This window comes from Mesorhizobium sp. M0159 (assembly GCF_040322295.1).
Taxonomy (GTDB): Bacteria; Pseudomonadota; Alphaproteobacteria; order Rhizobiales; family Rhizobiaceae; genus Mesorhizobium.
Genome location: NZ_JAMYTF010000011.1, coordinates 32,618 through 54,263 on the forward strand (window position 1 = coordinate 32,618; position 21,646 = coordinate 54,263).

Below are 21,646 nucleotides of genomic sequence, written 5' to 3' on the forward strand. Positions count from 1 at the left end.
AAATCCGGAAAGCTGCAAAATCCGGGAGACGCGCTTTGAAAAATTCCGAGATTTCACGCCGCCAGATGCTGAAAGTGCCACTCATCGGCGCGACAATCGCCGCGACATCTCAATCCGGTCTTGTCTGCGAGGCCCTTGGCCAACCCGTTCCAGCTTCGTCGCCAGCGCCCCCTGGCGCTTTCGCCCACAATGTCGAAGCAGTGGGCTATACCGATCTCGATCATCGCCCAGCCTTCAAAATGGCGATCAGGCAGGTTGGCGAACGTTGGTATCTCTACACTGGGCACTTCTGGCACTCCGGCTGGAGCATCGTGGACGTGACCGACCCGGCCAAGCCCGAGACGGTCAAGTTCGTGCCCTATCTCGGCACGAATACTTGGACTCTACAAATAGATTTGTCCGGCGACACGATGGTGACCGCCCTCGAAAAGCCCTTTGCTAATTTCGGCGGTGACCCCGACGCACCGTTCGGCGAAGGCGTTCTGATCTGGGATATCGCGGACCCCATCAATCCGAAACAACTCAGTCAGTACCGCACCGGCGGAAACGGCACGCATCGCAACCTCTATCCCGGTGGACGTTATGTCCACCTTGCCGCCGGCATGCCGGGCTACAGGGGCAACATCTACGTCATCCTCGATATTTCGGATCGCTCGAATCCGCGCGAAGCCGGACGCTGGTGGGTGCCGGGCCAGCACGAGGCCGGCGGCGAGAGCTTTGCGGCTGCGAAGTCCGCCGCCGACCAGGAGACCGCCGATCGCTACCGGTTGCGACTGAAGCCGCAATGCATGTGCGGCGCCTTCTGCGCCAGCACGGGCGAGGATGTCTCGCTGCACGGCCCGCCCTATGTCACTGGCGATCTTGTCTGTTTGCCTTATGGTGCGGCGGGAATCGTTGTGCTCGATATTAGCGACGTCTCCCAGCCGAGGCAGGTCGGCGGCCTGAGCTTCAGCCCTCCGTTTCATTCGCGCTTCGGTGTGCATAGCGTGCTGCCGATTCCAAAGCGCGGCATTGCCTTCGCCAATTCGGAGAACGTCACCTATGGACGTGGTCCGATGCATCACGCTTCGATCGTCGATATTTCCGATTCCAGTGAACCCTTTCTGCTGTCGCTGTTGCCCGAACCAGTGCCACCCGAAGGCGCTCCCTATTCGGATTTCACAACTCGTGGCGGCTGGCGCGGACCGCACAACATCAACCACCACCAGCATCATCCCGATGTCCAGAAACAAGGCGATCTGTTCTATATCGCGCACTTCAACGCTGGGCTCAGGGTCTATGACGTCTCGAATACTCGGCTTCCGCGCGAGGTCGGCTACTTCATCCCGCCGGAGCCAGTCCGACGCTACGGCCCTATGCCGGAAGACAAGCTGGTTGTTCAGACCGAGGACGTGGTCGTGGACCGGCGCGGCTTCATTTACATAACTGACAAGAACCAGGGGCTATGGATTCTCCGCTACACCGGCCCGCGGCCGGAAACGGATCGAACGTGACGGTCACATTCACCCTGAATGAGGCCTTTAGTCGGAGCGCGGAAGCGGAGGCAGTCATGATTTGCTGGGAAGTTTCATGGCACCGCGACATGATGAGCCGATACGGATTTTTCGACGCGGACATCGATCGCCTTTTGTAAAGTCCGGCGCTATGCGAGATCAAAGCTTGATCACATACTCCTTGCGGGTCGTTTCAAGCACTTCCCAGCTTCCCTTGAAGCCCGGCCTCAGCACGAAGCTGTCTCCGGCCCCGATGGTGCGCGCCTTCCCGCCGTCTTCGGCGATCACCGAAACCCCTGACAGGATGTGGCAGAACTCCCATTCGTCATATTCGATGCGCCATTTGCCCGGCGTTGCTTCCCAGACGCCGGCATAGAGGCCGCCGTCCTGTTCCTCGACATTCCAGGTGCGGAATTTCGGATCGCCCGACATCAGGCGATCCGGCGCTGGTGCGCCAAGTTCCGGTTCGACGGTGTCGACGCCGACGGAAAGAAATTTCGGCGTGGTCATGGCGATCAAACCTTGGCGAGGGCCTGTTCCAGATCGGCGACGATGTCGTTGACGTCCTCGATGCCGACCGAAAGCCTGACCGTGTCCGGCCCCGCCCCGGCGTTGATCTTCTGCTCGTCGGAAAGTTGGCGATGCGTGGTCGATGCAGGGTGGATGACCAGCGACTTGGTGTCGCCGACATTGGCCAGATGCGAGAACAGTTCGAGCGCCTCGACGAACTTGATGCCCGCCGCATAGCCGCCCTTCAGCCCGAATGTGAACACCGCGCCGGCGCCAAGCGGCGAGTACTTCTTCTGCAGCGCATTGTTCTTGTCGCTGGGCAGGCCGGGATAGGACACCCAGGCGACCTTGGGATGGTTGGAAAGCCATCCGGCGACCGCCGCCGCATTGTCGCAGTGGCGCTGCATCCTGAGCGGCAAGGTTTCCAGACCGGTCAGGATCAGGAATGCATTGAACGGCGAAATCGCCGCGCCGATGTCGCGCAGGCCGAGCACGCGGGCGGCAATGGCGAAAGCGAAATTGCCGAAGGTTTCGTGCAGTACGAGGCCGCCATATTCGGGGCGCGGCTCCGACAGCATCGGATATTTGCCCGACTTCGACCAGTCGAAGGTGCCGCCGTCGACAATGGCGCCGCCGATGGAATTGCCGTGGCCGCCGATGAACTTGGTCAGCGAATGCACGACGATGTCGGCGCCATGCTCGATCGGCCGCAGCAGGTAGGGCGAGGCCAGCGTGTTATCGACGATCAGCGGCAGGCCGTACTTGCGGGCGATGTCGCCGATCTTCTCGATATCGACGAAGACGCCGCCAGGGTTAGCCAGGCTCTCGATGAAGATCGCCTTGGTCCTGTCGTCGATCTGGCTCTCGAAGGTCGAGATATCGCTGGTGTCGGCCCAGCGCACCTGCCAGCCGAAATTCTTGAAGGCGTGGCCGAACTGGTTGATCGAGCCGCCGTAAAGCTTTGTCGCGGAAACGAAATTATCGCCGGGCTGCATCAGATTGTGGAAGACCAGCACCTGCGCGGCATGACCGGAGGCGACGGCAAGGCCTGCCGTGCCGCCTTCGAGTGCCGCGATGCGCTCTTCCAGCACCGCCTGCGTCGGGTTCATGATGCGGGTGTAGATATTGCCGAACGCCTTCAGCCCGAACAGCGAGGCGGCATGGTCGGCATCGTCGAAGACGAAGGAGGTGGTCTGGTAGATCGGCGTCGCGCGTGCGCCGGTCGCCGGATCCGGCTTGGCGCCGGCATGGACGGCGAGCGTATTGAAACCGGGCGTGCGGGCCATCGAAAACCTCCCTCAATGGTGAATGGTGAATGGTGAATGGTGAATGGTGAATGGCAAAGTCGGCCAGCGCCACCTTGATTGCAAGCGGCTCATATGCCGCCTTGCCCGCCTTCCAGAAAAATCCTTCTATTCACCATTCACTATTCACTACCTACTTCTGGCGAACGCCGAAACTCTGGAATCCCGGCCGCATCAGCGGCTTCTTCGACGACAGCACGCCGGAATTGACGCCGGTCCAGCCGATCTCGCCGGACAGCTTGCCATATTCGATCTTGGGGCAACGGTTCATCACCACCTTGATGCCGGCGGCTTCGGCGCGCGCGGCCGCCTCGTCATGGCGTATGCCAAGCTGCATCCAGATGACCTTCGGCAGCGGATCGAGCCGCAGCACCTCGTCGACAATGCCGGGCACGGCAGCGGAAGCGCGAAACACGTCGACCATATCGACAGGTCCTGGAACGTCGGCGAGTCTGGCATAGGTCATCTGGCCTAGAATCGCCTTGCCAGCCTGGCCGGGATTGATCGGGAACACCGAAAACCCCTTGCCGAGCAGATATTTCAGCACAAAGTAGCTCGGCCGCACGTCATTGGCCGACGCGCCGACCATGGCGATGGTCTTCACCGAATTGAGGATGCCGGCGATATAGGCGTTGTCGTAGGCGTCGTGGTTCATGCCTCGTCATACAGCGCTTCAGAGTGAGGTGCCAACAGCCGAGCAAGTGGCTTGCAATGGGCCAGGGAGAACGTCGTCAGCCCGGCAGCGAAATCGATCCGTCTTCCGCGATCGGAAAAGCCGGATTGTGCGCGACTTCCCAGACATGCCCGTCGGCATCGGCGAAATAGCCGTACCAGCCGCCCCAGAAGGCGCGCCCGGCCGGCTTGACGATCTTGCCGCCGGCCTTCTCAGCCGCCGCAAGCACTTCGTCGACCTCGGCGTCAGAGCGGGTGTTGTAGGCGAGGTAGACGGCCGACGGCGCCTTCGAGAAGCTGACGCCCGAATCCTCTTCGGCGCTTGGGCGCGGAAACAAGCCAAGAATAGCGCCGCCCATCTGGAAGAAGGCAACGCCGTCGGTGATCCCGGCATGGCGGGTCAGGCCCATCGCCTCATAGAAGCGCGTCGCACGGTCGAGATCGTCGGTGGCGATGGTGATGATGGAGATGCGCGGTTCCATATCCGCCTCCTATTCCTCCGGCCATTCCGGCTTGCGCTTTCCGATGAAGGCGCCGATGCCCTCTTCCGCGTCGCGCGCCAGCATGTTCTCGACCATGACGCGTCCGGTGTAATCATAGGCCTCGGCCAACCCCATTTCTGCCTGTTCGTAGAAGGCTTCCTTGCCGATCTTGACGACCAGGGAGGATTTGGACGCAATGGTTTGCGCGTATTTGGTGACAATCTGATTCAGATATTCGCGCGGCACGACGCGGTTGACCAAGCCGAATTCCTTGGCGGTTGCCGCATCGATCGTCTCGCCGGTCAAAAGCATCTCCATGGCGTGCTTGCGCGAGACGTTGCGCGACAGCGCCACCATCGGCGTCGAGCAGAACAGGCCGATGTTAACACCCGGCGTGCAGAAGGTCGCCTCGTGCGAGGCGATGGCGAGATCGCAGCTGGCGACCAACTGCAATCCAGCCGCCGTCGCCAGGCCGTCGACTTCGGCGATCACCGGCTTAGGATGGCGAACGATCGCCTGCATCAGTGAAGCGCAGGCGGAAAAGGTCTTTTCGAAGAAGCCCCTGCCGCGATCGGCATCGGCGCGGTGCGCGCTCAACTCCTTGAGGTCGTGTCCGGCGCAGAACACTTTGCCGGCCGCCCCGAGCACGATGACGCGGACGGATTTGTCGGCCTTGGCGCGGTCGAGTTCCGCCATCAGCGCCGCCATCACTGCAAGCGAAAGAGCATTAGCCGGCGGATTGGCGAGCGTCAGGCGGAGCACGCCCTTGTCCAGCCGGGCGGTGACCGGCCCTTCGGCAACGGCAGGCTTGATGGCGACGATTTCGGCCATAGGTCGTTCCTCCGCGATTCCGGATCGATGATGGACTAATCTAGTATGCCGTCTCGCTTCGTCCAACTCCCTCGTCCGCTTCTGCCATAATGAATGGCTGTTGCCAGAAACGGCATGCTGCGCTCAAACAGGCAGGCGCAAACGAGAGACCGCCATGCCTGCCCACAGCAATCTCAAGCCCGTGCTGACGGCTGCCGAAATCAACGCGCTGATGGCGACCGTTTTCCCGCAGCTCAACGACCAGTTCACCTTCTATGAGGCGTTGGAGGTGTTTCCAGGCGGCTGCATCGTGCGGCTCAATGCCGACGAGCGCCATTTGCGTCCCGGCGGCACCGTGTCGGGTTCGGCGCTGTTCACGCTGGCCGACATAGGCGGCTATGTCTGCGTGCTCTCGCATGCCGGACCGGATGCACTTTCGGTCACCACCAGTCTCAACATCAATTTCGTCCGCAAGGCCGAGAGTGGTCCTATCGACGGCCATTGCCGCATCCTCAAGCTCGGCAAGAGCCTGATGGTGTTCGATATCGACATCGTCGCCGGCCCGGAGGGACACACGGTAGCGCACGCAACGGGCACCTATTCGATCCCGCCAAAGCGGATTGATGATGTGGTAAAATAATACCTTTCATGCAAAGCATTGTTTTTGCTGGATTTTGATAGCTCTCCGACATTTCACGCGCCTTGACGCAGTCGCCGTCCTCTCCTATAAGCCCTCACGGAACAGCGGCCCGCAAAGGCCGCCGTTTTGTTATTGGCGGCGGGCAAGCGCCTTTCGCCAATCCAAGCAACAAGAAACGCCTTCTTTTGAAGGTCCGAACCGAAAGCAACAATCCATGGCAACCTTTTCGCAGAAGCCTGCGGATGTGGTGAAGAAGTGGGTGCTGATCGACGCCGAGGGTCTCGTCGTCGGCCGTCTCGCCACTGTCATCGCCAATCATCTTCGCGGCAAACACAAGCCCACCTTCACCCCGCACGTCGACGACGGCGACAACGTCATCGTCATCAATGCCGACAAAGTGGTGTTCACCGGCAAGAAGTTCACCGACAAGGTCTATTACTGGCACACCGGCCACCCCGGCGGCGTCAAGGAGCGCACCGCGCGCCAGCTGCTCGAGGGCCGCTTTCCCGAACGTGTCGTCGAGAAGGCCGTCGAACGCATGATCCCGCGTGGCCCACTCGGCCGTCGCCAGATGAAGAACCTCCGCGTCTATGCAGGCACGGAACATCCGCATGTCGCCCAGCAGCCCGTCGTCCTCGACGTGGCCAAGCTGAACGCCAAGAACAAGAAGGTTTCGTAAGATGGCTGAGCTTTCCTCGCTCGCAGAACTCGGAGCTGCCACCGGCAATACCAACACCCAGCCGGCCGCACCCGTCCACGTCCAGAAACTCGATAAGTCGGGCCGCGCCTACGCCACCGGCAAGCGCAAGAACGCCATCGCCCGCGTCTGGGTGAAGCCCGGCTCCGGCAAGATCGTCGTCAACGACAAGGTGTTCGCCGAATATTTCGCGCGTCCGGTGCTGCAGATGATCCTCAACCAGCCGATCATCGCCGCCAATCGCGCCGGCCAGTACGACATCGTTGCCACCGTCATCGGCGGCGGCCTTTCCGGCCAGGCGGGTGCCGTGCGCCACGGCATCTCCAAGGCGCTGACCTATTACGAGCCGGCGCTGCGCGCCGTGCTCAAGAAGGGTGGCTTCCTGACCCGCGACAGCCGCGTCGTCGAGCGCAAGAAGTACGGCAAGGCAAAGGCCCGCCGGAGCTTCCAGTTCTCCAAGCGTTAAGCGCTGCGCAATTACACGTTTTCGAAAGGCCGCCTCCGGGCGGCCTTTTCCACAAAAAGAGGCACCAATCACCCCATCGGGCGCGGCTCGCACGCATGGTGGCAGACTTCAGGCCTTGATGAAGTCAATGAACGCCCGCAACGGCGCCGGCACGAGGCGCCGGCCGGGATAGTAAAGGAACGGCCCGGAGAAGCTCTGCCACCAGGGTTCAAGCAGCGGTTCGAGCGCCCCGCTCTCGAAGTGAGGGCGTAGCCAATCCTCGAACAGGCTGATGATGCCGGTGCCGGCGATGGCTGCATCGACTTTGAGGTCAGTCGCCCCGCCCAGGGTCACGACAAGCGGCCCCGTCGGGTCGACCCGCACCACCTCGCCGTCGCGCTCGAATTCCCACGGCGGCATCGCACGGCTGGCAAAGCGGCCGCGCAGGCAGGCGTGGCCGAGCAGGTCGCGCGGGTGTTGCGGCCGGCCATGACGATCCAGGTAGGCCGGGCTGGCGGCGATGGCGAAGCGCTGCACGCGCGGTCCGATCGGCACAGCGATCATGTCCTGCTCCAGCCGCTCCTCATAGCGAATGCCGGCGTCGCACCCCGCCGCCAGCACATCGACGAAGCTCTCCTCCGAGATCACCTCCAACCGGATGCCCGGATAGGCGGCGAGAAAAGGCGGAACGATGCTGGGCAGTACCAGCCGCGCCGCGCTGACCGGCACATTGAGGCGCAACGTACCTGCCGGCCTGTCGCGAAAGCCGTTCACTACGTCGAGGGCCGATTCCACCTCGGTCAAGGCAGGACCGAGCCGCGCCAGCAGGCCTTCGCCAGCTTCCGTCAGGACGACGCTGCGGGTCGTCCGGTTGAGCAGCCTGACACCGAGCTGCGTCTCCAGGCGGCGTACCGCCTCGCTCAAGCCGGACGCACTGCCGCCGTTGGCGCGTGCCGCATCGCGAAAGCCTTTGGCGCGCGCTACGGCCACGAAGGCGTTCAGATCCCCGAGATCAATCTGCATTGTTCGTCATTCCGCACAGCCCGTGCGAATTGTACCCAATTATCATGAGATCGGACAGCGTCTATCTCTGCACCATCCCTGAAGGAGAAAGACCATGTCCAGCGTCGACCAGTCCGGCACATTCATCCTCGGCGACCGCAAGGTGAGACGGCTCGGCTACGGTGCCATGCAGCTCGCAGGGCCCGGCGTCTTCGGCCCACCAAAGGACCACGACGCGGCATTGGCCGTACTGCGCGAAGCCGTTGCACAAGGCGTCAACCACATCGACACCAGCGACTTCTATGGCCCGCACGTGACCAACCTGTTGATCCGCGAAGCGCTCGCACCCTATCCCGACGACCTCGTTATCGTCACCAAGATCGGTGCCCGACGCGGCACGGATGGCTCATGGCTGCCGGCCTTCTCGGCAGAAGAGCTGACACAGGCGGTGCACGACAATCTGCACAATCTCGGACTCGACGTGCTGGAGGTGGTCAACCTTCGGGTCATGTTCGACGCGCATGGCCCCGCCGAAGGGTCGATCGAGGCGCCGCTTGCGACGCTTGCCGAGCTCCAGCGACAGGGCCTCGTGCGCCACATCGGGCTGAGCAACGTCACCGCTGCACAGATCGCCGAAGGCCGCAGGATGTGCAGGATCGTCTGCGTGCAGAACCAGTACAATCTGGCGCATCGGGGCGATGATGCCTTGATCAACGATCTCGCCCACGACGGCACCGCCTATGTGCCGTTCTTCCCACTTGGCGGCTTCAACCCGTTGCAGTCGTCGACCTTGTCCAAGGTCGCCGCACGCCTCGGCGCCACGCCCATGCAGGTCGCGCTCGCCTGGCTGCTTCGCCGCGGACCCAACATTCTTCTGATCCCCGGCACGTCTGCCGTCGCGCATCTGCGGGAGAACCTCGCCGCTGCCGACCTCGAACTGTCGGACGATGTCATCAAGGAGCTGGATGGTGTGGCAATGGCGGCCTGCGGGTAGATTACCGAAGGCAGTGATGAGCCAATCTCCCCCAACTGGGTTCCCTTGCGGGGAAGATTGCCGGCACGACAGCTAAGGCGCGCGACCTTACAGGCGGGACAGCCGAGACGCTGAAGGATCGTCGCATTTTTCTGCCACTACGCCACATTTTGTTCTTGCTTTGTGCCGGCAGCTATGCTACTAATCTGGGTGTGGTGCTAATTGGCTCCAACGACCCGCCCACAGAGGCGGGTTTTCTGTTTCTGGGTTCCTTCGAAAGTTTGGCGCTGCCGGCCTGGGGTCGGCGGGACAGCGCCCTTCTGCCCTGCCGGGCATCGTCCCCACAAGAGGGAGATCCAGTTCTCGCCGCGCCGGTCTAGTTGATGCTGGCCGTGTTGGCCGGCTCGGCCGGGCGCTTCTCACCGGCATAGGGCACGCGAAAACCGTTCGCCGCCAGCCAACTGATGGCGGCCTTCGGTTCGTCGGTCTGGATGATGGTGGCGCCTCGCTCGACCCAGAAACCATAAGTCTCGCGCGGCAGGCTGGCCGCGACCGCCAGCTCGTCGCCGCGGCCGCCGGCGAGGAAGCCGCCCGGCTTGTTGACGATGGCATAGGTGTCGGCCCAGATGTGCCAGTCGCCCCTCACGGCGATCGCGCGCATGCGCGGGCTGAACAGCGGGCCGCCGGTCTCGGTCAGTGTCTCGGCGCCGGCCCGCCAATTGATCAGTTCGATCGCCCGCACCGGGAACGCCCGGCTGACTTTTTCGGCAAACATCGCGTCGTGAACCGCATCGTCGGCAATGATCGGCATGAACTGGAAGCCGCCCTCGATCGCGTCCATGGCGGCCGCAACCGTGGCGATCCTCTCCGCATCCCACAGGTTCTCCTTGACGACCACCTGTTCGGCCATGCCGAGGTCGCGCGCGACCGCGACCATGCCGGCCAGGCTTTCGGTATCGAGCTTGTTATCGAGATTGATGAGGATCCTGTCCCTAGTCGCCATCAACAGCTCGCGCAACGTCGAGACCGTCTCGCCGGTAACGGCGCCGGTGCCTTCGATCACCAACCGGCACGTCTTGAGTTCGGCCAATGTGTGCTTGTCGACCTCACCTTTGCAAGTCGTGGTGCGGTCGAGCCAACTGTCATGCATGACGACGAACTGTCCGTCCTTCGAGCGCCTGATATCGACCTCGACGATTTCGGCGCCCATTGCGATCGACGCCTCGACGGCGGCGATCGAATTTTCGGGATAGAGCGTCTTGCCGGATTGCATGCCGCCGGCGCGGTGCGCGGCCACTATCACATGGTCGCGCCATTGGTTGGCGTGCTCGAAGCGGTCGAGAATCTGCCTGGCGCGCGTTTCGCCTGCCGATGCCTGGCCAAGGGAGAGCGCCAGCGCCGCGGAAAGCAGAAGGCTCAGCCAAATCGTTCGCATGAGAATCGCTCCGTACCGGGATCGCACCCCGGTTAAGCGATGCCCGTGACAGGCAGGTGAACGAAGCCGGCTTGCAAAATGCCGGAAAATCAGGTCAGCGCCGGCCGAAGCAGTCGTCGGCGGCTACTTTCGGTTGCTTGCCAGGCAATCTCCTGGCGAGCCATGCCGGGTTCGCCTGGCGAGCAAGGATTTGTGACCGGATCGAATGGCCATGATCCTCCGCAGGGGTCGCAATTCTGAGAATTATGTCCAATAAGGTTGCGCGTCGACGCACAGGAGATCGCTTCATGCCGCCAAGGACCATCGATCACGCCTTCACCACCCGCTCCAGGACGGGTGCGTCGTTCGAGCCGACCTATGCCGGCGCCCTGTCGTTCATGCGGCGCAAATATTCGAAGGACGTGAAGGACGCCGATGCGGTGGTGTGGGGCATTCCCTTCGACGCTGCGGTCACCAATCGGCCGGGCGCCCGTTTCGGACCGCAGGCAATCCGCCGCGCCTCGGCCATCCTCGACAACGATCCGCAATATCCGTTTTCGCGCGATCTGTTCGAACAGCTTGCCGTGGTCGATTATGGCGACTGCCTGCTCGACAGCGGCAATCACCAGAAGACGCCTGCCACGATCGAACGCGAAGCGGCGAAGATCCTGAAATCCGGCGCCTTTCTGCTGTCACTCGGTGGCGATCACTTCGTCACCTGGCCGCTGCTCAAGGCGCATGCCGCCATCCATGGCCCGCTGGCTCTGGTGCAGTTCGACGCACACCAGGACACCTGGCCCGACGACGGCAAGCGCATCGATCACGGCTCCTTCGTCGGCCGTGCAGTCAAGGAGGGCATCATCGACCCCGACCGGTCGATCCAGATCGGCATCCGCACCCATGCGCCCGACACGTTCGGTATCAAGATCCTGTATGGCCATGAAGTGGAGGAAATGCGTGCGTCGGACATCGCGTATGCCATCGTCGACCGTACGGGCGGCAAGAAGACCTACGTCACTTTCGACATCGATTGCCTGGACCCGGCTTTTGCGCCCGGCACCGGAACGCCGGTCGCGGGAGGCCCGTCTTCGGCAAAGATCCTGTCGGTGCTGCGCCAGATCAACCAGCTCGATATCGTCGGCGCCGACGTCGTCGAGGTTGCGCCAGCCTATGATCACGCCGATATAACGGCAATTGCCGGGTCGATGGTGGCCATGCACTATCTCGGGCTGTTGGCGGAACGAAAGGCCCGGCTCGAGGAAATGACCCAGGGCAATCACGGCGTTGCCGGATTGAATCAGGCGAGCGGCATATAGCTTTGAGAAAACAGGAATTTTGGCAGGCAATGAAACCGAAAATCTTCATCGACGGCGAGCACGGCACCACCGGTCTGCAAATCAGGGCGCTGCTTGCCGAGCGCGGCGACCTGGAAATCATCTCCATCCCGACCGAGCGCCGCAAGGAAACGGCAGCGCGTGCCGAGTTCCTCAATGCCGCCGATGTCGCGATCCTCTGCCTACCGGACGCGGCCGCCAAGGAAAGCGTTTCGCTGATCGCCAATGACACCACCAAGGTGATCGACGCCTCGACGGCACATCGCGTCGCCGATGGGTGGGAATATGGTTTCGCCGAAATGGACAAGGACCAAGCGAAGAAGATCGCTTCGGCGAAGCGCGTCGCCAATCCGGGCTGCTGGCCGCAAGGACCAATCGCGACGCTGCGGCCGCTGGTTGCGGCGGGGCTGCTGCCGGCCGATTTTCCGGTCACCGTCAACGGCATTTCCGGCTATTCCGGCGGCGGCCGGCCAATGATCGAGGATTATGTCGGCAAGGGCGAGGATGCGCCGGAATTCCTGCCCTACGGGCTGACGCTGCAGCACAAGCACGTGCCTGAGCTCAGGACCTATGCCAAGCTTTCGCACGATCCGATCATGCAGCCGGCGGTTGGCAATTTCGCGCAAGGCATGATCACGGTGGTGCCGCTGCAACTCGGCGGCCTCGACCATGTGCCGACCGGCGCCGAGCTTCACGCGGCGATCGCCGATCATTTCGCTTCCCTCGATGGCGGCGCGGTCGAGGTGGCGCCGTATCTGCATCAGGAACGCATGCCTGACATCGATCCGGAGATCTATAATGGCACCAACCGGATGAAGCTCTATGTCTTCGCCAATGACGATCGAGCGCAGGCGCTGCTGCTTGCGGTCTATGACAATCTCGGCAAGGGCGCCTCGGGCGCCGCCGTGCAGAACATGGATCTGATGCTCGGCCTCTGAATGGATGTGCCGGCATTTCCAAAGCGCTGGAAGGTCGGCGCGCCCGAACTCATCGCCGAAACGTTCAGCAGCCGCATCTGGAAGGTCGCGCGCGAAGACGGCTCACCGGCAATCGTCAAGGATCTAAAGCCTTTCGACGATGTCGAGGACGAGTTGCGCGGCGAGCATTTCCTCGCCTGGCGACGCGGCGAAGGCGCGGTGCGGCTGCTGGGCCGCGATGGCCACCGCATGCTGCTCGAGTATGCCGGCGAAACCTCGCTGTCACAGATGATTGCGGATCAGGGCGACAATGTCGCCACCGCGATCGCGGCGGAGGTAATGGCCAAGCTGTTCTCGCCGTCGAAGCACCCTGCCCCGCCGGACCTTCAGCCGTTGCGGACCCGGTTTTCCAGCCTGTTCAAAAAGGCGAAGGCCGATCGCGCCGCCGGCGAAAAGAGCCTGTATGTCGAAGCTGCCGAAATCGCGGAACGGCTGTTGTCCAATCCGCACGACGTACGGCCGCTGCATGGCGACCTGCATCACGACAACATCATGCACGGTCCGCGCGGCTGGCTGGCGATCGATCCGAAGGGCGTTCTCGGCGACCCCGGCTTCGATGCCGCCAATGTGTTCTACAACCCACTCGACCGAGACGATCTTTGCCTCGATCCGCGGCGGATCGCGCATATGGCGCATGTCTTTGCCGCAACGCTCGGCCAGTCGCCGCCCGCGATACTGGACCACGCCATCGCCTATGGCTGCCTGTCGGCTGCATGGCACCATGAAGATCGGAATGCGGTCGACGAAAACCGCGAACTGGCGATTGCCGCGGCAATCCGGCGGGTGCGGCTCAGCCTCTGAGAGCGATCTCGTGGGGCAGCGGGTAAGCGCCCTTGGTACCGCGCCAATGCGCGGCGGCGAAGCCGAGCAGAAACAGCGCGAATGCTTGATGCGTCAGGGCCATGTGCAGTGGCACATGCATCAATAGCGTGCCGATGCCGATCGATGCCTGCACCACGACAATCAGGAACAGCAGCGTCGCGCGTCGGGCATGCGTCGTGCCCGGCAGGCGCCGGCGTGTCGCAATCATGTGCCAGAGCGCGGCCGCGAAGATCGTGTAGGCGCCGACCCGGTGGACGAATTGCACCGTCTTCGGGTTTTCGAAGAAATTGCGCCATGCCGGCTCCAGCAGCAGCAGGTCGCCGGGAACCAGCTTGCCGTCCATCAGCGGCCAGGTGTTGTAGCTCAAGCCGGCGTCTAGCCCTGCGACCAGCCCGCCGAGATAGATCTGGACCAGCGCCAGCAGCACCAGCAAGCCGGCCAGGCGTTGCGTTGAGCGGTCGGCGGCCGGTTCGGAGTGTGGGGCCAATCCGCGCGCGACCACCATGGTCGCCGTGAATATCAGCGCCGCCAGCGTCAGATGCGTCGCCAGCCGGTATTGGCTGACCGAAACCCGGTCGACCAACCCGGACGCCACCATCCACCAGCCTATCGCGCCCTGCAGGGCGCCGAGAAGGAGGATGCCCGACAATTTCGTTCCGAGCCCGCGCTCGATGCGGCGCGTCGCCCAGAAGAACAGCAGCGGCAGGGCGAAGACCACGCCGACACTACGCGCCAGGATGCGGTGCACCCATTCCCACCAGAAGATCGACTTGAACGCCTCGATGCTCATGCCGTTGTTGAGTTCGGCATATTGCGGGATCTGCTGGTAGCGCAGGAACTCCTCCTGCCACTCGGCATCATTGAGCGGCGGGATGACGCCGTGTATCGGCTGCCATTCGGTGATCGACAGGCCGGAATTGGTGAGCCTTGTAGCGCCGCCGACCAGTACCAGCGCAAACAGCACCAGGAGCACGACATAGAGCCAACCGCGCACCAGCGCGCGGTTGCGAAGGTCGCGATCGCGGGCGGCGAAAGGCGCGGCATCGGATATGGCAGCAGCCATGGATTTGTCCCGGCAGTTGAAGTCGCGGATTGGTGAACCATCGCAACCCGGCTTGCAAGACCGGACAGCGCGGCACGCCGTCGCGCCGTTTCTGGCGGGTTGCGCGTATTGGCTGTTCGGCCTAAGCGATAGCTTCAACGAGATCGCGCCATGCCCATTCGCCTGAAAAAGCTGATCGGAAGCTTCCTGCTGGTAGTGCTGGTCATAGTCTATGCGCTGGTCGCCTCGATCGTGGCGGTCGCCCAATTGTCGCAGTCCGGGCCGCTGGCGCACTTCATCTTCTTCCTGCTCAGCGGGCTTTTGTGGGTGCTGCCGGCGATGGGCATCATCAAATGGCTGATCCTGGAGCCGCGGCCGAAGGGGCGAGGCAACAGTTAGATCGTCACCACCGTCTTGCCGGCATTGGCCAGCGGCGTCGTCACGCCCGACAACATTGTTCGGATGTGGGCGACGCTCTGATAGCGGCCATTGACCGAAATGCGCGGCAGGGCGTGCAGGAAGCCGGCATGCTCGGCGCGGAGTATGCCGTGGCGGGTCGTCACCGCCGAGGCATAGCCGGCATCGCGGACTAGGCCTACTTCGCGGCGGCCGACGGCACTGGCATAACCGTAGGGATAGGCGAAATGGCGCGGCTCCTCGCCGAGTTTGGCCTGCAATATGCGCTTGACGTCGCCGATCTCATGTCGCGCATCGCTCTCGGAAAGCCGCTTCAGATTGCAGTGATTGACGCTATGTGCGCCGATCGTCACCAGCGGGTGCTCGGCCATGGTGCGGATCTCGTCCCAGTTCATCAGCGTGCTCGGGCGCGGAGCACCCAACTCGATGCCGTTCGAGCGCGCCAGATCCCGCAACACCGCACGCTGGTCCTGCTCGCGCACCTTCAGCGTCAGATGAGCGTGCAGGCGCGCATTGGCCTGGACCTTTTTTCCCGGACTCGAGCAGTCGATTGTCACCGGGCCATCCGGCGTCGTCAGCGTCAGGCGATCGCGCGCATTGACGATGTCCTCGACCACGTCCCACCACAAATCGGCAGCGCCGTCGATCAGTCCCGGCGCGACGTAGATGGTGATCGGCGCGCCGTGTTTCTCCAGCACCGGCAGCGCCTCGGTCATGTTGTCTCGATAGGCGTCGTCGGCGGTGATCGTCGCAAACTGGCCGTCCTTGTCGCCAGCCTTGATGCGCTCGATCGCCTCGTCAAGCGTGACGAAACTGTAGCCGTTCGCCTTCATGTCGGCGATCACGGTGTCGAGAAACCCAGGCGCGATGTTCAAGTGGCGGTTGACGCCGTTCGGCTTTTCCGGTGTCGCGGTTACCCGATGCAGCATCAGGATAGCGCCGAGACCGCCGATAAACGGCTTGGCCAGCGGAGCGAGACCGGAATAGCGGGCGAGATTGAGCGCCAGTTTGCGGATTGCCTCGCCCCCGTCGATCATTCATTCACCTTTTGCGCCTAAGCTCATCAAGCATGGAATGCGCCTGCGCGGACCCCCAATCGCGACGAATACGCCCTAAGGATTGAGGTATGGTTGACGCCACCGCGTCATTTGACGGCAATCAGCTGGCAAGCAGCGAGGCGTCGCCGTGTGCCTTGCCGGCCGGCAAAGCCGGCCTGTCAACCTCGGTCGCCGATAGTGCGGCGTTGGCGGCGTACGCAGAATTCTGCCATTCGGCGCTTTTTGCCCCTGCGCAAAGCGCAGGCTGGATCCTGAACTGGGCCGCACATACCGGCGCCGACGTTGTCGTTGCGACGCTGCGCGCCGAGGACAGGCCGGTTTTCTCACTGGCGCTGGAGGTCACTCGCAGTGGAGCGTTCCGCGTCGCCCGGTTCATGGGCGGCCGCCATGCAAACGGCAATTTTGCCGCCGCCGACCCGCAATGGCTGTCGAATGCCGATAGCGCGGCGATCCGCTCGATGCTGGCTGCGATTGCCAAGACGCGGCGCGACATCGATCTTGTTGCGCTGGAGCGGCTGCTGCCCGATCTCGACGGCGTTGCCAACCCGCTCTCCGCCTTGCCGCATTTTTCGAGCCCCAATCTGTCGCTGGCCGCCGGTCTTGTGGGAGGATTTGACGCACTGCTCACCCGCGTGAGCGGCAAGCGCAGGCGCAAGAAGCATCGCTCGCAGGCGCGCAAGTTCGAGGCCGTTGGCAGCTATCGTCGCATCGAGGCGAGGACTGCGGACGAGGTGCACATGCTGCTCGATGCCTTTTTCGAGATGAAGGAATTCCGCTTCCGCAAGATGGGCATCGCCAATGTTTTCGGTGAGGCGGACGTGCGCGCTTTTTTCCGCTCGCTGTTTGCCGACGCGCTTCAAGAGGAATATCCGTCCTTCGTCCTGCATGGGCTGGAAGTCGCCGGGAAACTTCGTGCAGTCACCGGATCGAGCCGCACGGGCAAGCGGCTGATCTGCGAATTCGGGGCGATCGCCGAGGACGACCTCGCACACACCAGCCCGGGCGACTTCCTGTTCTTCGAGAACATCCTGGAAGCCTGCGAGGCGGGTTTCGAAATCTATGATTTCTCGGTCGGCGACGAACCCTACAAGCGATTGTGGTGCGATGTCGAAACGCAGCATTTCGAGGTGCTGGTTCCGCTGACGCTGAAAGGTCGTGCGCTGGCGCTTGCGCTCAGGCACGGCGCAAGCCTGAAGGCATTCATCAAGCACAGCCCAATGGTCTGGAAGCTGACCAAGCTGCTGCGCCGCAAAGCCGTGGGGCGGACAGCACCGGCCGCAGGCGAAGACGACAGCTGATTTCGATTTGAGAGAAAACTGCCTCAGGCGGCCGAGCGCCGTCCCGGCATTGGGCCCGGCGCCACATGGCCGATGGGCGTGACCAGCGTCAGGTCGGGATAGCCACTCTCGATGAGCGCGACCGCGGCCTGCGTCACCTCGTCGTCCGGCTCAAGCATGGAGAGCAAGACCTCGGTCCCCTCGCCCACCAGGCGGCTGATGCCTTGCGCGTCGGCCGGTCCGCATTCGACCACGACCAAATCATAGGCGGTGGTCAGCGACTGCATGATGATCGGCAGCCGGTCGGCGGCGCGCATGGCGCGGACCGGATCGGCTGTGCCGACGGGAATAACGTGGCAGTCCGAATAGAGATCGGGGTGGATCACATCGCTGAACTGCGCTTGCGAGGCGAGCAGATCGGTGATGCCCGGAAACAGCCCGCTGTCCAGCATCGGCCGCGAGGCGGCACCCGAAGCGGTGAGATCAAGCAGCAGCACGCGTAGCCCGGCGTCGGAGACTGCGCGCGCCACCAACACCGCCGAGGCGGCCGCCTCGTCGCCTTCTGGCGACACGAATATGGCGCGGGCGGCACCGGTGGCGATCAGTTTTTCCGCGGCCTTGTCGATGTCGACCTCGCCGAGGATAGAACGTGCCGGTTCAATGTCTCCAGCGGCCATTTCAGAGTACTCCGGTTCGATTTTCTCGGCAGCCGCTTCCGCCACCGCGACGGGTTCCGGCTCCACTTTGCTTTCAATGATATTGTCGTCGTCGGCCTCATCGATCTCGACGACTGCCGGTTCGGACCGGCCAACCGACGGGTCGGGCTCGGCCATCACGCGTTCGGCCTGGACAGCCGGCATCGCAACCTGCTCGATGCGCTCGAAATGGGCACCGGCGGCCGGACGCATGGCGCGGCCGGAAAACAGTTCCTGCAGCAGCGTGACGATCGCCATGATGAGCAACGAGCCGACAAAGGCCGCACTGACAATCGGACCAATCTTGGGGAAATAAGGTTCGGCCGGCACCTGGGCCTCCGAAAATACGCGAGCGTCGACGGGCAGATAGTTGCGATCCTTGCGTGCGGCCGCCTGGAGATAGCTGGATGAATAGAGATCGAGCTGCTGACGCTTGGTCGCGGCATCACGCTGCAGCGCATCGAGTTCCACCTGCTCTTCGCCGGCGCGGGCGGACGCCGCCTTCAGCGTGTTGACGTCTGCCACGAGTTGAGCCTCTCGCGCCTTCGCCGTCTCGGCCTGCGCCATCAGACCTTTCATGATCTTTTCCGCTTCGTTGCGGATCTGGCGGTCGAGATCCGCGAGCTGCGACTTCAGCGCGCGGATGCGCGGATGGTTGTCGAGCAAGGTGGTGGAAAGGTCGGCGATGTTGTTCTTGAGTTCGACTTGCCGCTCGCGCAGGCGCTGGATCAGTTCGGAAGACAACACCTCCGGAACGGCATCCAGCGAGCCGCCATTGCGCAACGCCCTGCGCACGCTGTCAGCGGTCGCTTCCGCCGAAGCGCGATTGGCGCGCACGCGTGACAGTTCGCTCGACAATTCGGACAGCTGCTGGGTGGCAAGCACCGAATTGTTGCCGCCCATCAAAAGATCGGACTGCGCACGGAATGCGGCAACCTTGGCTTCCGCCTCCTTCACCCGGTTCTGCAGATCCGCGATTTCCGGCGCCAGAAAGTCGGTGGCGGCGGAATTCGATTCGAGCTTGGCATTGCCCTTGGAGGCGATATAGGCGTTTGCAATGGCGTTCGGGATCGCGGCGGCAAGCTTTGGATCCTCTGACGAGAACTCGATTGCGATCGCGCGGGTTTTTTCAACGCCATAGACGTTGAGCTTCTCATGCATTGCGTCCAGCACGCGCTCTTCCAGCGGAATCTCGAACGGATCGCTTTTCAAGCCAACAAGGACAAGGGCGCGGCTCAGCGCCGACATCTTCAGCGCCTCGTCGAATTCGGGCAATTTCGCCAGGTTGAGCTTCGCCGCCACCTGCTTGAGGATGTCGGGGGACGAGATGATCTGGACCTCGGTGGCCACAGCCTCTTCGTCGGGAATCGACCGCTCGTTGCCGTTGGCCCCGGCTGGCCGCGTGAACTCCGATTCTCGAGGCCCGATCTCCAGCTTGGCTGCCGCCTTGTATTCGGGCGTTGCAAGCCAGGCGAGCGCAAAGGCCAGGCCGGTTACAACCAGTGCGACGACAAGGATGCGCAACCAGTTTCGCGCCAGGCTGGCGAAAAGCTGCCTGAGATCGACGTCGACATCTGCGGCCGCGGATTGAACGGACATGCATCCCTGCTCCGGTACTGAGTCAGCATGCACCGTAAACAACTATGGTAACTCAGCCGTTAATATCGCGGTAAGAACCTGTTAGGCTCTACTAACAAGCCGCAAACAAGAGGCTGAAAACCATCTGCATTTGTCGATCCGGCCCGCATCGGCCGCGCGCCTTTACCGGCCATTAACCCTAACAGGATGATAACCGAGCTCGATCGTTAAGGTTTGCCGCAGAGTCGCCGGCTATTCAAAGGTACGTGTCCGCTCATGAAAAGCACTGCTCCCCTTTTCCGCGCGCTGCTTGCCGTATCGATGCTTTCGGGCTGCTCCAGCTACCGGCCGACGCCGGCCGCATTCCATGAAGTTCTCGACCAGCCCTATCGCCTCGGCGCCGGCGACCGCGTCCGCGTAACCGTGTTCGAGCAGGAAGGACTGACCAATACCTACAGCGTCGACCAGTCCGGCTATCTCTCGCTGCCGCTCGTCGGCAACGTGCCGGCGCGCGGCCACACCGCCCAACAGCTTGAAAGCGAGATCGCCGAGAAACTGCGCCAGGGTTATTTGCGGGATCCCGATGTTTCGGTCGAAATCGATCGCTACCGGCCGATCTTCGTCATGGGTGAAGTGGGTGCGGCGGGGCAGTATTCCTACGTTCCAGGCCTGACCGTGCAGAAAGCCGTCGCCATCGCCGGCGGGTTCACGCCACGCGCCAACCAGGAAAGCGTCGACATTACCCGCGACATCAACGGCAAGGTGATAACCGGACGCGTGGCGACCTCCGACCCGCTATTGCCCGGCGATACAGTCTATGTTCGCGAACGCCTGTTTTGATGTGCTGACAAAGTGGCGGACACACTCAGGATCGTCCACTGCTTTCGCTCACCGGTCGGAGGCATCTTCCGGCATGTGCGCGACCTGACCGAGGCTCAGGTCGCCGCCGGCCATGCCGTCGGCATCGTCTGCGATTCGACGACGGGCGGCGATTTCGAGGAACGGCTGTTCGAACAGATGAAAGGCAGCCTGGCGCTCGGCATTCACCGCACCCCGATGCAGCGGCATGTCGGGCCAGGCGATCTCGCCTCGGCCCGGTGCACCTATAGGATCATAAAAGAATTGCGGCCGGACGTGCTGCACGGGCATGGCGCCAAAGGTGGCGCCTATGCCCGTCTGTTCGGCTCATTGTTGCGGGTATCCAGGTCTCGCGTAGCCCGCCTTTATTCGCCGCATGGCGGCTCGCTTCACTATGACGAGACCACCGCCATGGGGAAGCTGTTCTTCGCGCTCGAGCGCTTCATGGCTCGCTTCACCGATTGCCTGCTGTTTGTTTCCGATTATGAGCGGCGGACTTATCGCAGGAAGGTCGGCGAACCGCCCATTCCGAACGCTCTCGTCCACAACGGCCTGCGCGCCGCCGAGTTCGAGCCGGTGCGGACCGAGCACAATGCGGTTGACCTCCTCTATATCGGCATGATGCGAGACCTCAAAGGCCCGGACATCTTCATCGATGCGCTGGGGCTAGCCGCGACACGGCTCGGCCGCCCATTGAAAGCGCTGATGGTCGGCGACGGCGACGACCTGCCGCGCTATCGCGCCCAGGTGAATCAGCTCGGCCTCGAGGTCAGCTTCCTGGCGCCGATGCCGGCCAGGCTCGCCTTCACGCTGGCCGAACTGGTGGTCGTTCCCTCGCGCGCGGAAGCCATGCCCTATATCGTTCTGGAAGCGCTCGCCGCCGGCAAGCCGATCATCGCGACGGCGGTCGGCGGCATACCGGAAATCTTCGACACCGGCTCGCCTGCCCTGATCCGGCCCGACCCGCGCGAACTTGGCGACAAGATAAGCGCCGCATTGGCCGATCTCGACACCTACAAAGGCCTGATGCCCGGCCTCACCGACCTCAAGGCACGCTTCGGCGCCGATGTAATGGCCGCCGAAATCGAAAATGCTTATTTCGCCGCGCTCAAAAAATAGAGCAACGGGTTTCCACCGGGCTGCTCC

General features: G+C 62.7%; 22 protein-coding genes. 12 read left to right on the forward strand and 10 right to left on the reverse strand.

Annotated elements, in window-relative coordinates; all coding sequences use genetic code 11:
- The first annotated feature begins 35 nt into the window (after positions 1 to 35).
- The gene (locus NKJ32_RS13905; RefSeq protein WP_352827852.1) at positions 36 to 1,493 is read left to right on the forward strand and encodes an LVIVD repeat-containing protein; all 1,458 of its coding nucleotides are present in this window, start codon (positions 36 to 38) and stop codon (positions 1,491 to 1,493) included.
- A 159-nt stretch (positions 1,494 to 1,652) separates the two neighbouring features.
- On the opposite strand, the gene NKJ32_RS13910 is transcribed toward NKJ32_RS13905, so the two are convergent.
- From NKJ32_RS13910 to NKJ32_RS13930, 5 genes are all read right to left on the reverse strand, one after another.
- Complete coding sequence (locus tag NKJ32_RS13910; protein ID WP_352827855.1) at positions 1,653 to 2,003, reverse strand: cupin domain-containing protein; 351 nt, start codon at positions 2,001 to 2,003, stop codon at positions 1,653 to 1,655.
- A gap of 5 nt (positions 2,004 to 2,008) precedes the next feature.
- Positions 2,009 to 3,289 carry an O-acetylhomoserine aminocarboxypropyltransferase gene (locus NKJ32_RS13915; RefSeq protein ID WP_352827858.1) on the reverse strand — a complete coding sequence of 427 codons (1,281 nt, stop codon included), beginning with the start codon at positions 3,287 to 3,289 and terminating at the stop codon, positions 2,009 to 2,011.
- A 151-nt stretch (positions 3,290 to 3,440) separates the two neighbouring features.
- Positions 3,441 to 3,962: a CoA-binding protein gene (locus NKJ32_RS13920; RefSeq protein ID WP_352571446.1), complete on the reverse strand. Its 522-nt coding sequence runs from the start codon at positions 3,960 to 3,962 to the stop codon at positions 3,441 to 3,443.
- 76 nt (positions 3,963 to 4,038) lie between these two features.
- Complete coding sequence (locus NKJ32_RS13925) at positions 4,039 to 4,461, reverse strand: VOC family protein (RefSeq protein WP_352449340.1); 423 nt, start codon at positions 4,459 to 4,461, stop codon at positions 4,039 to 4,041.
- A gap of 9 nt (positions 4,462 to 4,470) precedes the next feature.
- Complete coding sequence (locus tag NKJ32_RS13930; RefSeq protein ID WP_352571447.1) at positions 4,471 to 5,292, reverse strand: enoyl-CoA hydratase; 822 nt, start codon at positions 5,290 to 5,292, stop codon at positions 4,471 to 4,473.
- Between the two features lie 154 nt (positions 5,293 to 5,446).
- On the opposite strand from NKJ32_RS13930, the gene NKJ32_RS13935 reads away from it, so the two are divergent.
- The 3 genes from NKJ32_RS13935 (at position 5,447) to rpsI (ending at position 7,074) form a co-directional block, all read left to right on the forward strand.
- On the forward strand, positions 5,447 to 5,911 hold the full coding sequence (locus tag NKJ32_RS13935; protein ID WP_352571448.1) for a PaaI family thioesterase: 465 nt from the start codon (positions 5,447 to 5,449) through the stop codon (positions 5,909 to 5,911).
- A 214-nt stretch (positions 5,912 to 6,125) separates the two neighbouring features.
- Positions 6,126 to 6,590, forward strand: coding sequence for a 50S ribosomal protein L13 (gene rplM / locus NKJ32_RS13940; RefSeq protein ID WP_023674645.1), 465 nt, complete (start codon positions 6,126 to 6,128; stop codon positions 6,588 to 6,590).
- A 1-nt stretch (position 6,591) separates the two neighbouring features.
- The gene (rpsI, locus tag NKJ32_RS13945; protein ID WP_023674644.1) at positions 6,592 to 7,074 is read left to right on the forward strand and encodes a 30S ribosomal protein S9; all 483 of its coding nucleotides are present in this window, start codon (positions 6,592 to 6,594) and stop codon (positions 7,072 to 7,074) included.
- Positions 7,075 to 7,182: 108 nt separating this feature from the next.
- Here the strand turns inward: rpsI and NKJ32_RS13950 are convergent, their stop codons facing one another.
- On the reverse strand, positions 7,183 to 8,076 hold the full coding sequence (locus NKJ32_RS13950) for a LysR family transcriptional regulator (protein ID WP_352456606.1): 894 nt from the start codon (positions 8,074 to 8,076) through the stop codon (positions 7,183 to 7,185).
- Positions 8,077 to 8,170: 94 nt separating this feature from the next.
- Here NKJ32_RS13950 and NKJ32_RS13955 point away from each other — a divergent pair, with 94 nt between their 5' ends.
- The gene (locus NKJ32_RS13955; protein ID WP_352456605.1) at positions 8,171 to 9,049 is read left to right on the forward strand and encodes an aldo/keto reductase family oxidoreductase; all 879 of its coding nucleotides are present in this window, start codon (positions 8,171 to 8,173) and stop codon (positions 9,047 to 9,049) included.
- Between the two features lie 355 nt (positions 9,050 to 9,404).
- On the opposite strand, the gene NKJ32_RS13960 is transcribed toward NKJ32_RS13955, so the two are convergent.
- Positions 9,405 to 10,463: a glycerophosphodiester phosphodiesterase family protein gene (locus NKJ32_RS13960; protein ID WP_352827862.1), complete on the reverse strand. Its 1,059-nt coding sequence runs from the start codon at positions 10,461 to 10,463 to the stop codon at positions 9,405 to 9,407.
- A gap of 287 nt (positions 10,464 to 10,750) precedes the next feature.
- Here NKJ32_RS13960 and speB point away from each other — a divergent pair, with 287 nt between their 5' ends.
- Genes speB through NKJ32_RS13975 form a run of 3 tightly spaced genes read left to right on the forward strand, consistent with a single transcriptional unit; the run spans position 10,751 to position 13,554 of the window.
- On the forward strand, positions 10,751 to 11,758 hold the full coding sequence (speB, locus tag NKJ32_RS13965) for an agmatinase (RefSeq protein ID WP_023674641.1): 1,008 nt from the start codon (positions 10,751 to 10,753) through the stop codon (positions 11,756 to 11,758).
- A 29-nt stretch (positions 11,759 to 11,787) separates the two neighbouring features.
- Entirely contained in the window at positions 11,788 to 12,714 is a 927-nt protein-coding gene (gene argC / locus NKJ32_RS13970; RefSeq protein ID WP_352827865.1) for an N-acetyl-gamma-glutamyl-phosphate reductase, read from the forward strand.
- Positions 12,715 to 13,554: an aminoglycoside phosphotransferase family protein gene (locus tag NKJ32_RS13975; protein WP_352590579.1), complete on the forward strand. Its 840-nt coding sequence runs from the start codon at positions 12,715 to 12,717 to the stop codon at positions 13,552 to 13,554.
- On the opposite strand, the gene NKJ32_RS13980 is transcribed toward NKJ32_RS13975, so the two are convergent.
- Positions 13,544 to 14,638, reverse strand: coding sequence for a COX15/CtaA family protein (locus NKJ32_RS13980; protein WP_352456601.1), 1,095 nt, complete (start codon positions 14,636 to 14,638; stop codon positions 13,544 to 13,546). The two genes, NKJ32_RS13975 and NKJ32_RS13980, sit on opposite strands and share 11 nt — an antisense overlap.
- Before the next feature lie 150 nt (positions 14,639 to 14,788).
- Here NKJ32_RS13980 and NKJ32_RS13985 point away from each other — a divergent pair, with 150 nt between their 5' ends.
- A complete protein-coding gene (locus NKJ32_RS13985) occupies positions 14,789 to 15,016 on the forward strand; it encodes a DUF2842 domain-containing protein (protein WP_023674629.1) in 228 nt (75 codons plus the stop codon).
- Here NKJ32_RS13985 and NKJ32_RS13990 read toward each other — a convergent pair.
- Positions 15,013 to 16,071 (reverse strand): polysaccharide deacetylase family protein, encoded by a 1,059-nt coding sequence (locus NKJ32_RS13990; RefSeq protein ID WP_352456600.1) that lies wholly within the window; start codon positions 16,069 to 16,071, stop codon positions 15,013 to 15,015. The genes NKJ32_RS13985 and NKJ32_RS13990 overlap by 4 nt on opposite strands.
- 89 nt (positions 16,072 to 16,160) lie before the next feature.
- On the opposite strand from NKJ32_RS13990, the gene NKJ32_RS13995 reads away from it, so the two are divergent.
- Positions 16,161 to 17,390 (forward strand): GNAT family N-acetyltransferase, encoded by a 1,230-nt coding sequence (locus NKJ32_RS13995; protein ID WP_352827867.1) that lies wholly within the window; start codon positions 16,161 to 16,163, stop codon positions 17,388 to 17,390.
- 23 nt (positions 17,391 to 17,413) lie between these two features.
- Here NKJ32_RS13995 and NKJ32_RS14000 read toward each other — a convergent pair whose 3' ends face one another.
- The gene (locus NKJ32_RS14000; protein WP_023674626.1) at positions 17,414 to 19,663 is read right to left on the reverse strand and encodes a GumC family protein; all 2,250 of its coding nucleotides are present in this window, start codon (positions 19,661 to 19,663) and stop codon (positions 17,414 to 17,416) included.
- Between the two features lie 255 nt (positions 19,664 to 19,918).
- Between NKJ32_RS14000 and NKJ32_RS14005 the strand changes: the two genes are divergently transcribed.
- Positions 19,919 to 20,482 carry a polysaccharide biosynthesis/export family protein gene (locus NKJ32_RS14005; RefSeq protein WP_352827869.1) on the forward strand — a complete coding sequence of 188 codons (564 nt, stop codon included), beginning with the start codon at positions 19,919 to 19,921 and terminating at the stop codon, positions 20,480 to 20,482.
- A 12-nt stretch (positions 20,483 to 20,494) separates the two neighbouring features.
- Entirely contained in the window at positions 20,495 to 21,619 is a 1,125-nt protein-coding gene (locus NKJ32_RS14010) for a glycosyltransferase family 4 protein (RefSeq protein ID WP_352827871.1), read from the forward strand.
- The last annotated feature ends 27 nt before the right edge of the window (positions 21,620 to 21,646 follow it).

Excerpts from the sequence above, each read along its gene's own strand:
- NKJ32_RS13910 (WP_352827855.1), bottom strand. The coding sequence starts at position 2,003 with ATGACCACGCCGAAATTTCTTTCCGTCGGCGTCGACACCGTCGAACCG.
- NKJ32_RS13915 (WP_352827858.1), bottom strand. The coding sequence starts at position 3,289 with ATGGCCCGCACGCCCGGTTTCAATACGCTCGCCGTCCATGCCGGCGCC.
- NKJ32_RS13920 (WP_352571446.1), bottom strand. The coding sequence starts at position 3,962 with ATGAACCACGACGCCTACGACAACGCCTATATCGCCGGCATCCTCAAT.
- NKJ32_RS13925 (WP_352449340.1), bottom strand. The coding sequence starts at position 4,461 with ATGGAACCGCGCATCTCCATCATCACCATCGCCACCGACGATCTCGAC.
- NKJ32_RS13930 (WP_352571447.1), bottom strand. The coding sequence starts at position 5,292 with ATGGCCGAAATCGTCGCCATCAAGCCTGCCGTTGCCGAAGGGCCGGTC.
- NKJ32_RS13935 (WP_352571448.1), top strand. The coding sequence starts at position 5,447 with ATGCCTGCCCACAGCAATCTCAAGCCCGTGCTGACGGCTGCCGAAATC.
- rplM (WP_023674645.1), top strand. The coding sequence starts at position 6,126 with ATGGCAACCTTTTCGCAGAAGCCTGCGGATGTGGTGAAGAAGTGGGTG.
- rpsI (WP_023674644.1), top strand. The coding sequence starts at position 6,592 with ATGGCTGAGCTTTCCTCGCTCGCAGAACTCGGAGCTGCCACCGGCAAT.
- NKJ32_RS13950 (WP_352456606.1), bottom strand. The coding sequence starts at position 8,076 with ATGCAGATTGATCTCGGGGATCTGAACGCCTTCGTGGCCGTAGCGCGC.
- NKJ32_RS13955 (WP_352456605.1), top strand. The coding sequence starts at position 8,171 with ATGTCCAGCGTCGACCAGTCCGGCACATTCATCCTCGGCGACCGCAAG.
- NKJ32_RS13960 (WP_352827862.1), bottom strand. The coding sequence starts at position 10,463 with ATGCGAACGATTTGGCTGAGCCTTCTGCTTTCCGCGGCGCTGGCGCTC.
- speB (WP_023674641.1), top strand. The coding sequence starts at position 10,751 with ATGCCGCCAAGGACCATCGATCACGCCTTCACCACCCGCTCCAGGACG.
- argC (WP_352827865.1), top strand. The coding sequence starts at position 11,788 with ATGAAACCGAAAATCTTCATCGACGGCGAGCACGGCACCACCGGTCTG.
- NKJ32_RS13975 (WP_352590579.1), top strand. The coding sequence starts at position 12,715 with ATGGATGTGCCGGCATTTCCAAAGCGCTGGAAGGTCGGCGCGCCCGAA.
- NKJ32_RS13980 (WP_352456601.1), bottom strand. The coding sequence starts at position 14,638 with ATGGCTGCTGCCATATCCGATGCCGCGCCTTTCGCCGCCCGCGATCGC.
- NKJ32_RS13985 (WP_023674629.1), top strand. The coding sequence starts at position 14,789 with ATGCCCATTCGCCTGAAAAAGCTGATCGGAAGCTTCCTGCTGGTAGTG.
- NKJ32_RS13990 (WP_352456600.1), bottom strand. The coding sequence starts at position 16,071 with ATGATCGACGGGGGCGAGGCAATCCGCAAACTGGCGCTCAATCTCGCC.
- NKJ32_RS13995 (WP_352827867.1), top strand. The coding sequence starts at position 16,161 with ATGGTTGACGCCACCGCGTCATTTGACGGCAATCAGCTGGCAAGCAGC.
- NKJ32_RS14000 (WP_023674626.1), bottom strand. The coding sequence starts at position 19,663 with ATGTCCGTTCAATCCGCGGCCGCAGATGTCGACGTCGATCTCAGGCAG.
- NKJ32_RS14005 (WP_352827869.1), top strand. The coding sequence starts at position 19,919 with ATGAAAAGCACTGCTCCCCTTTTCCGCGCGCTGCTTGCCGTATCGATG.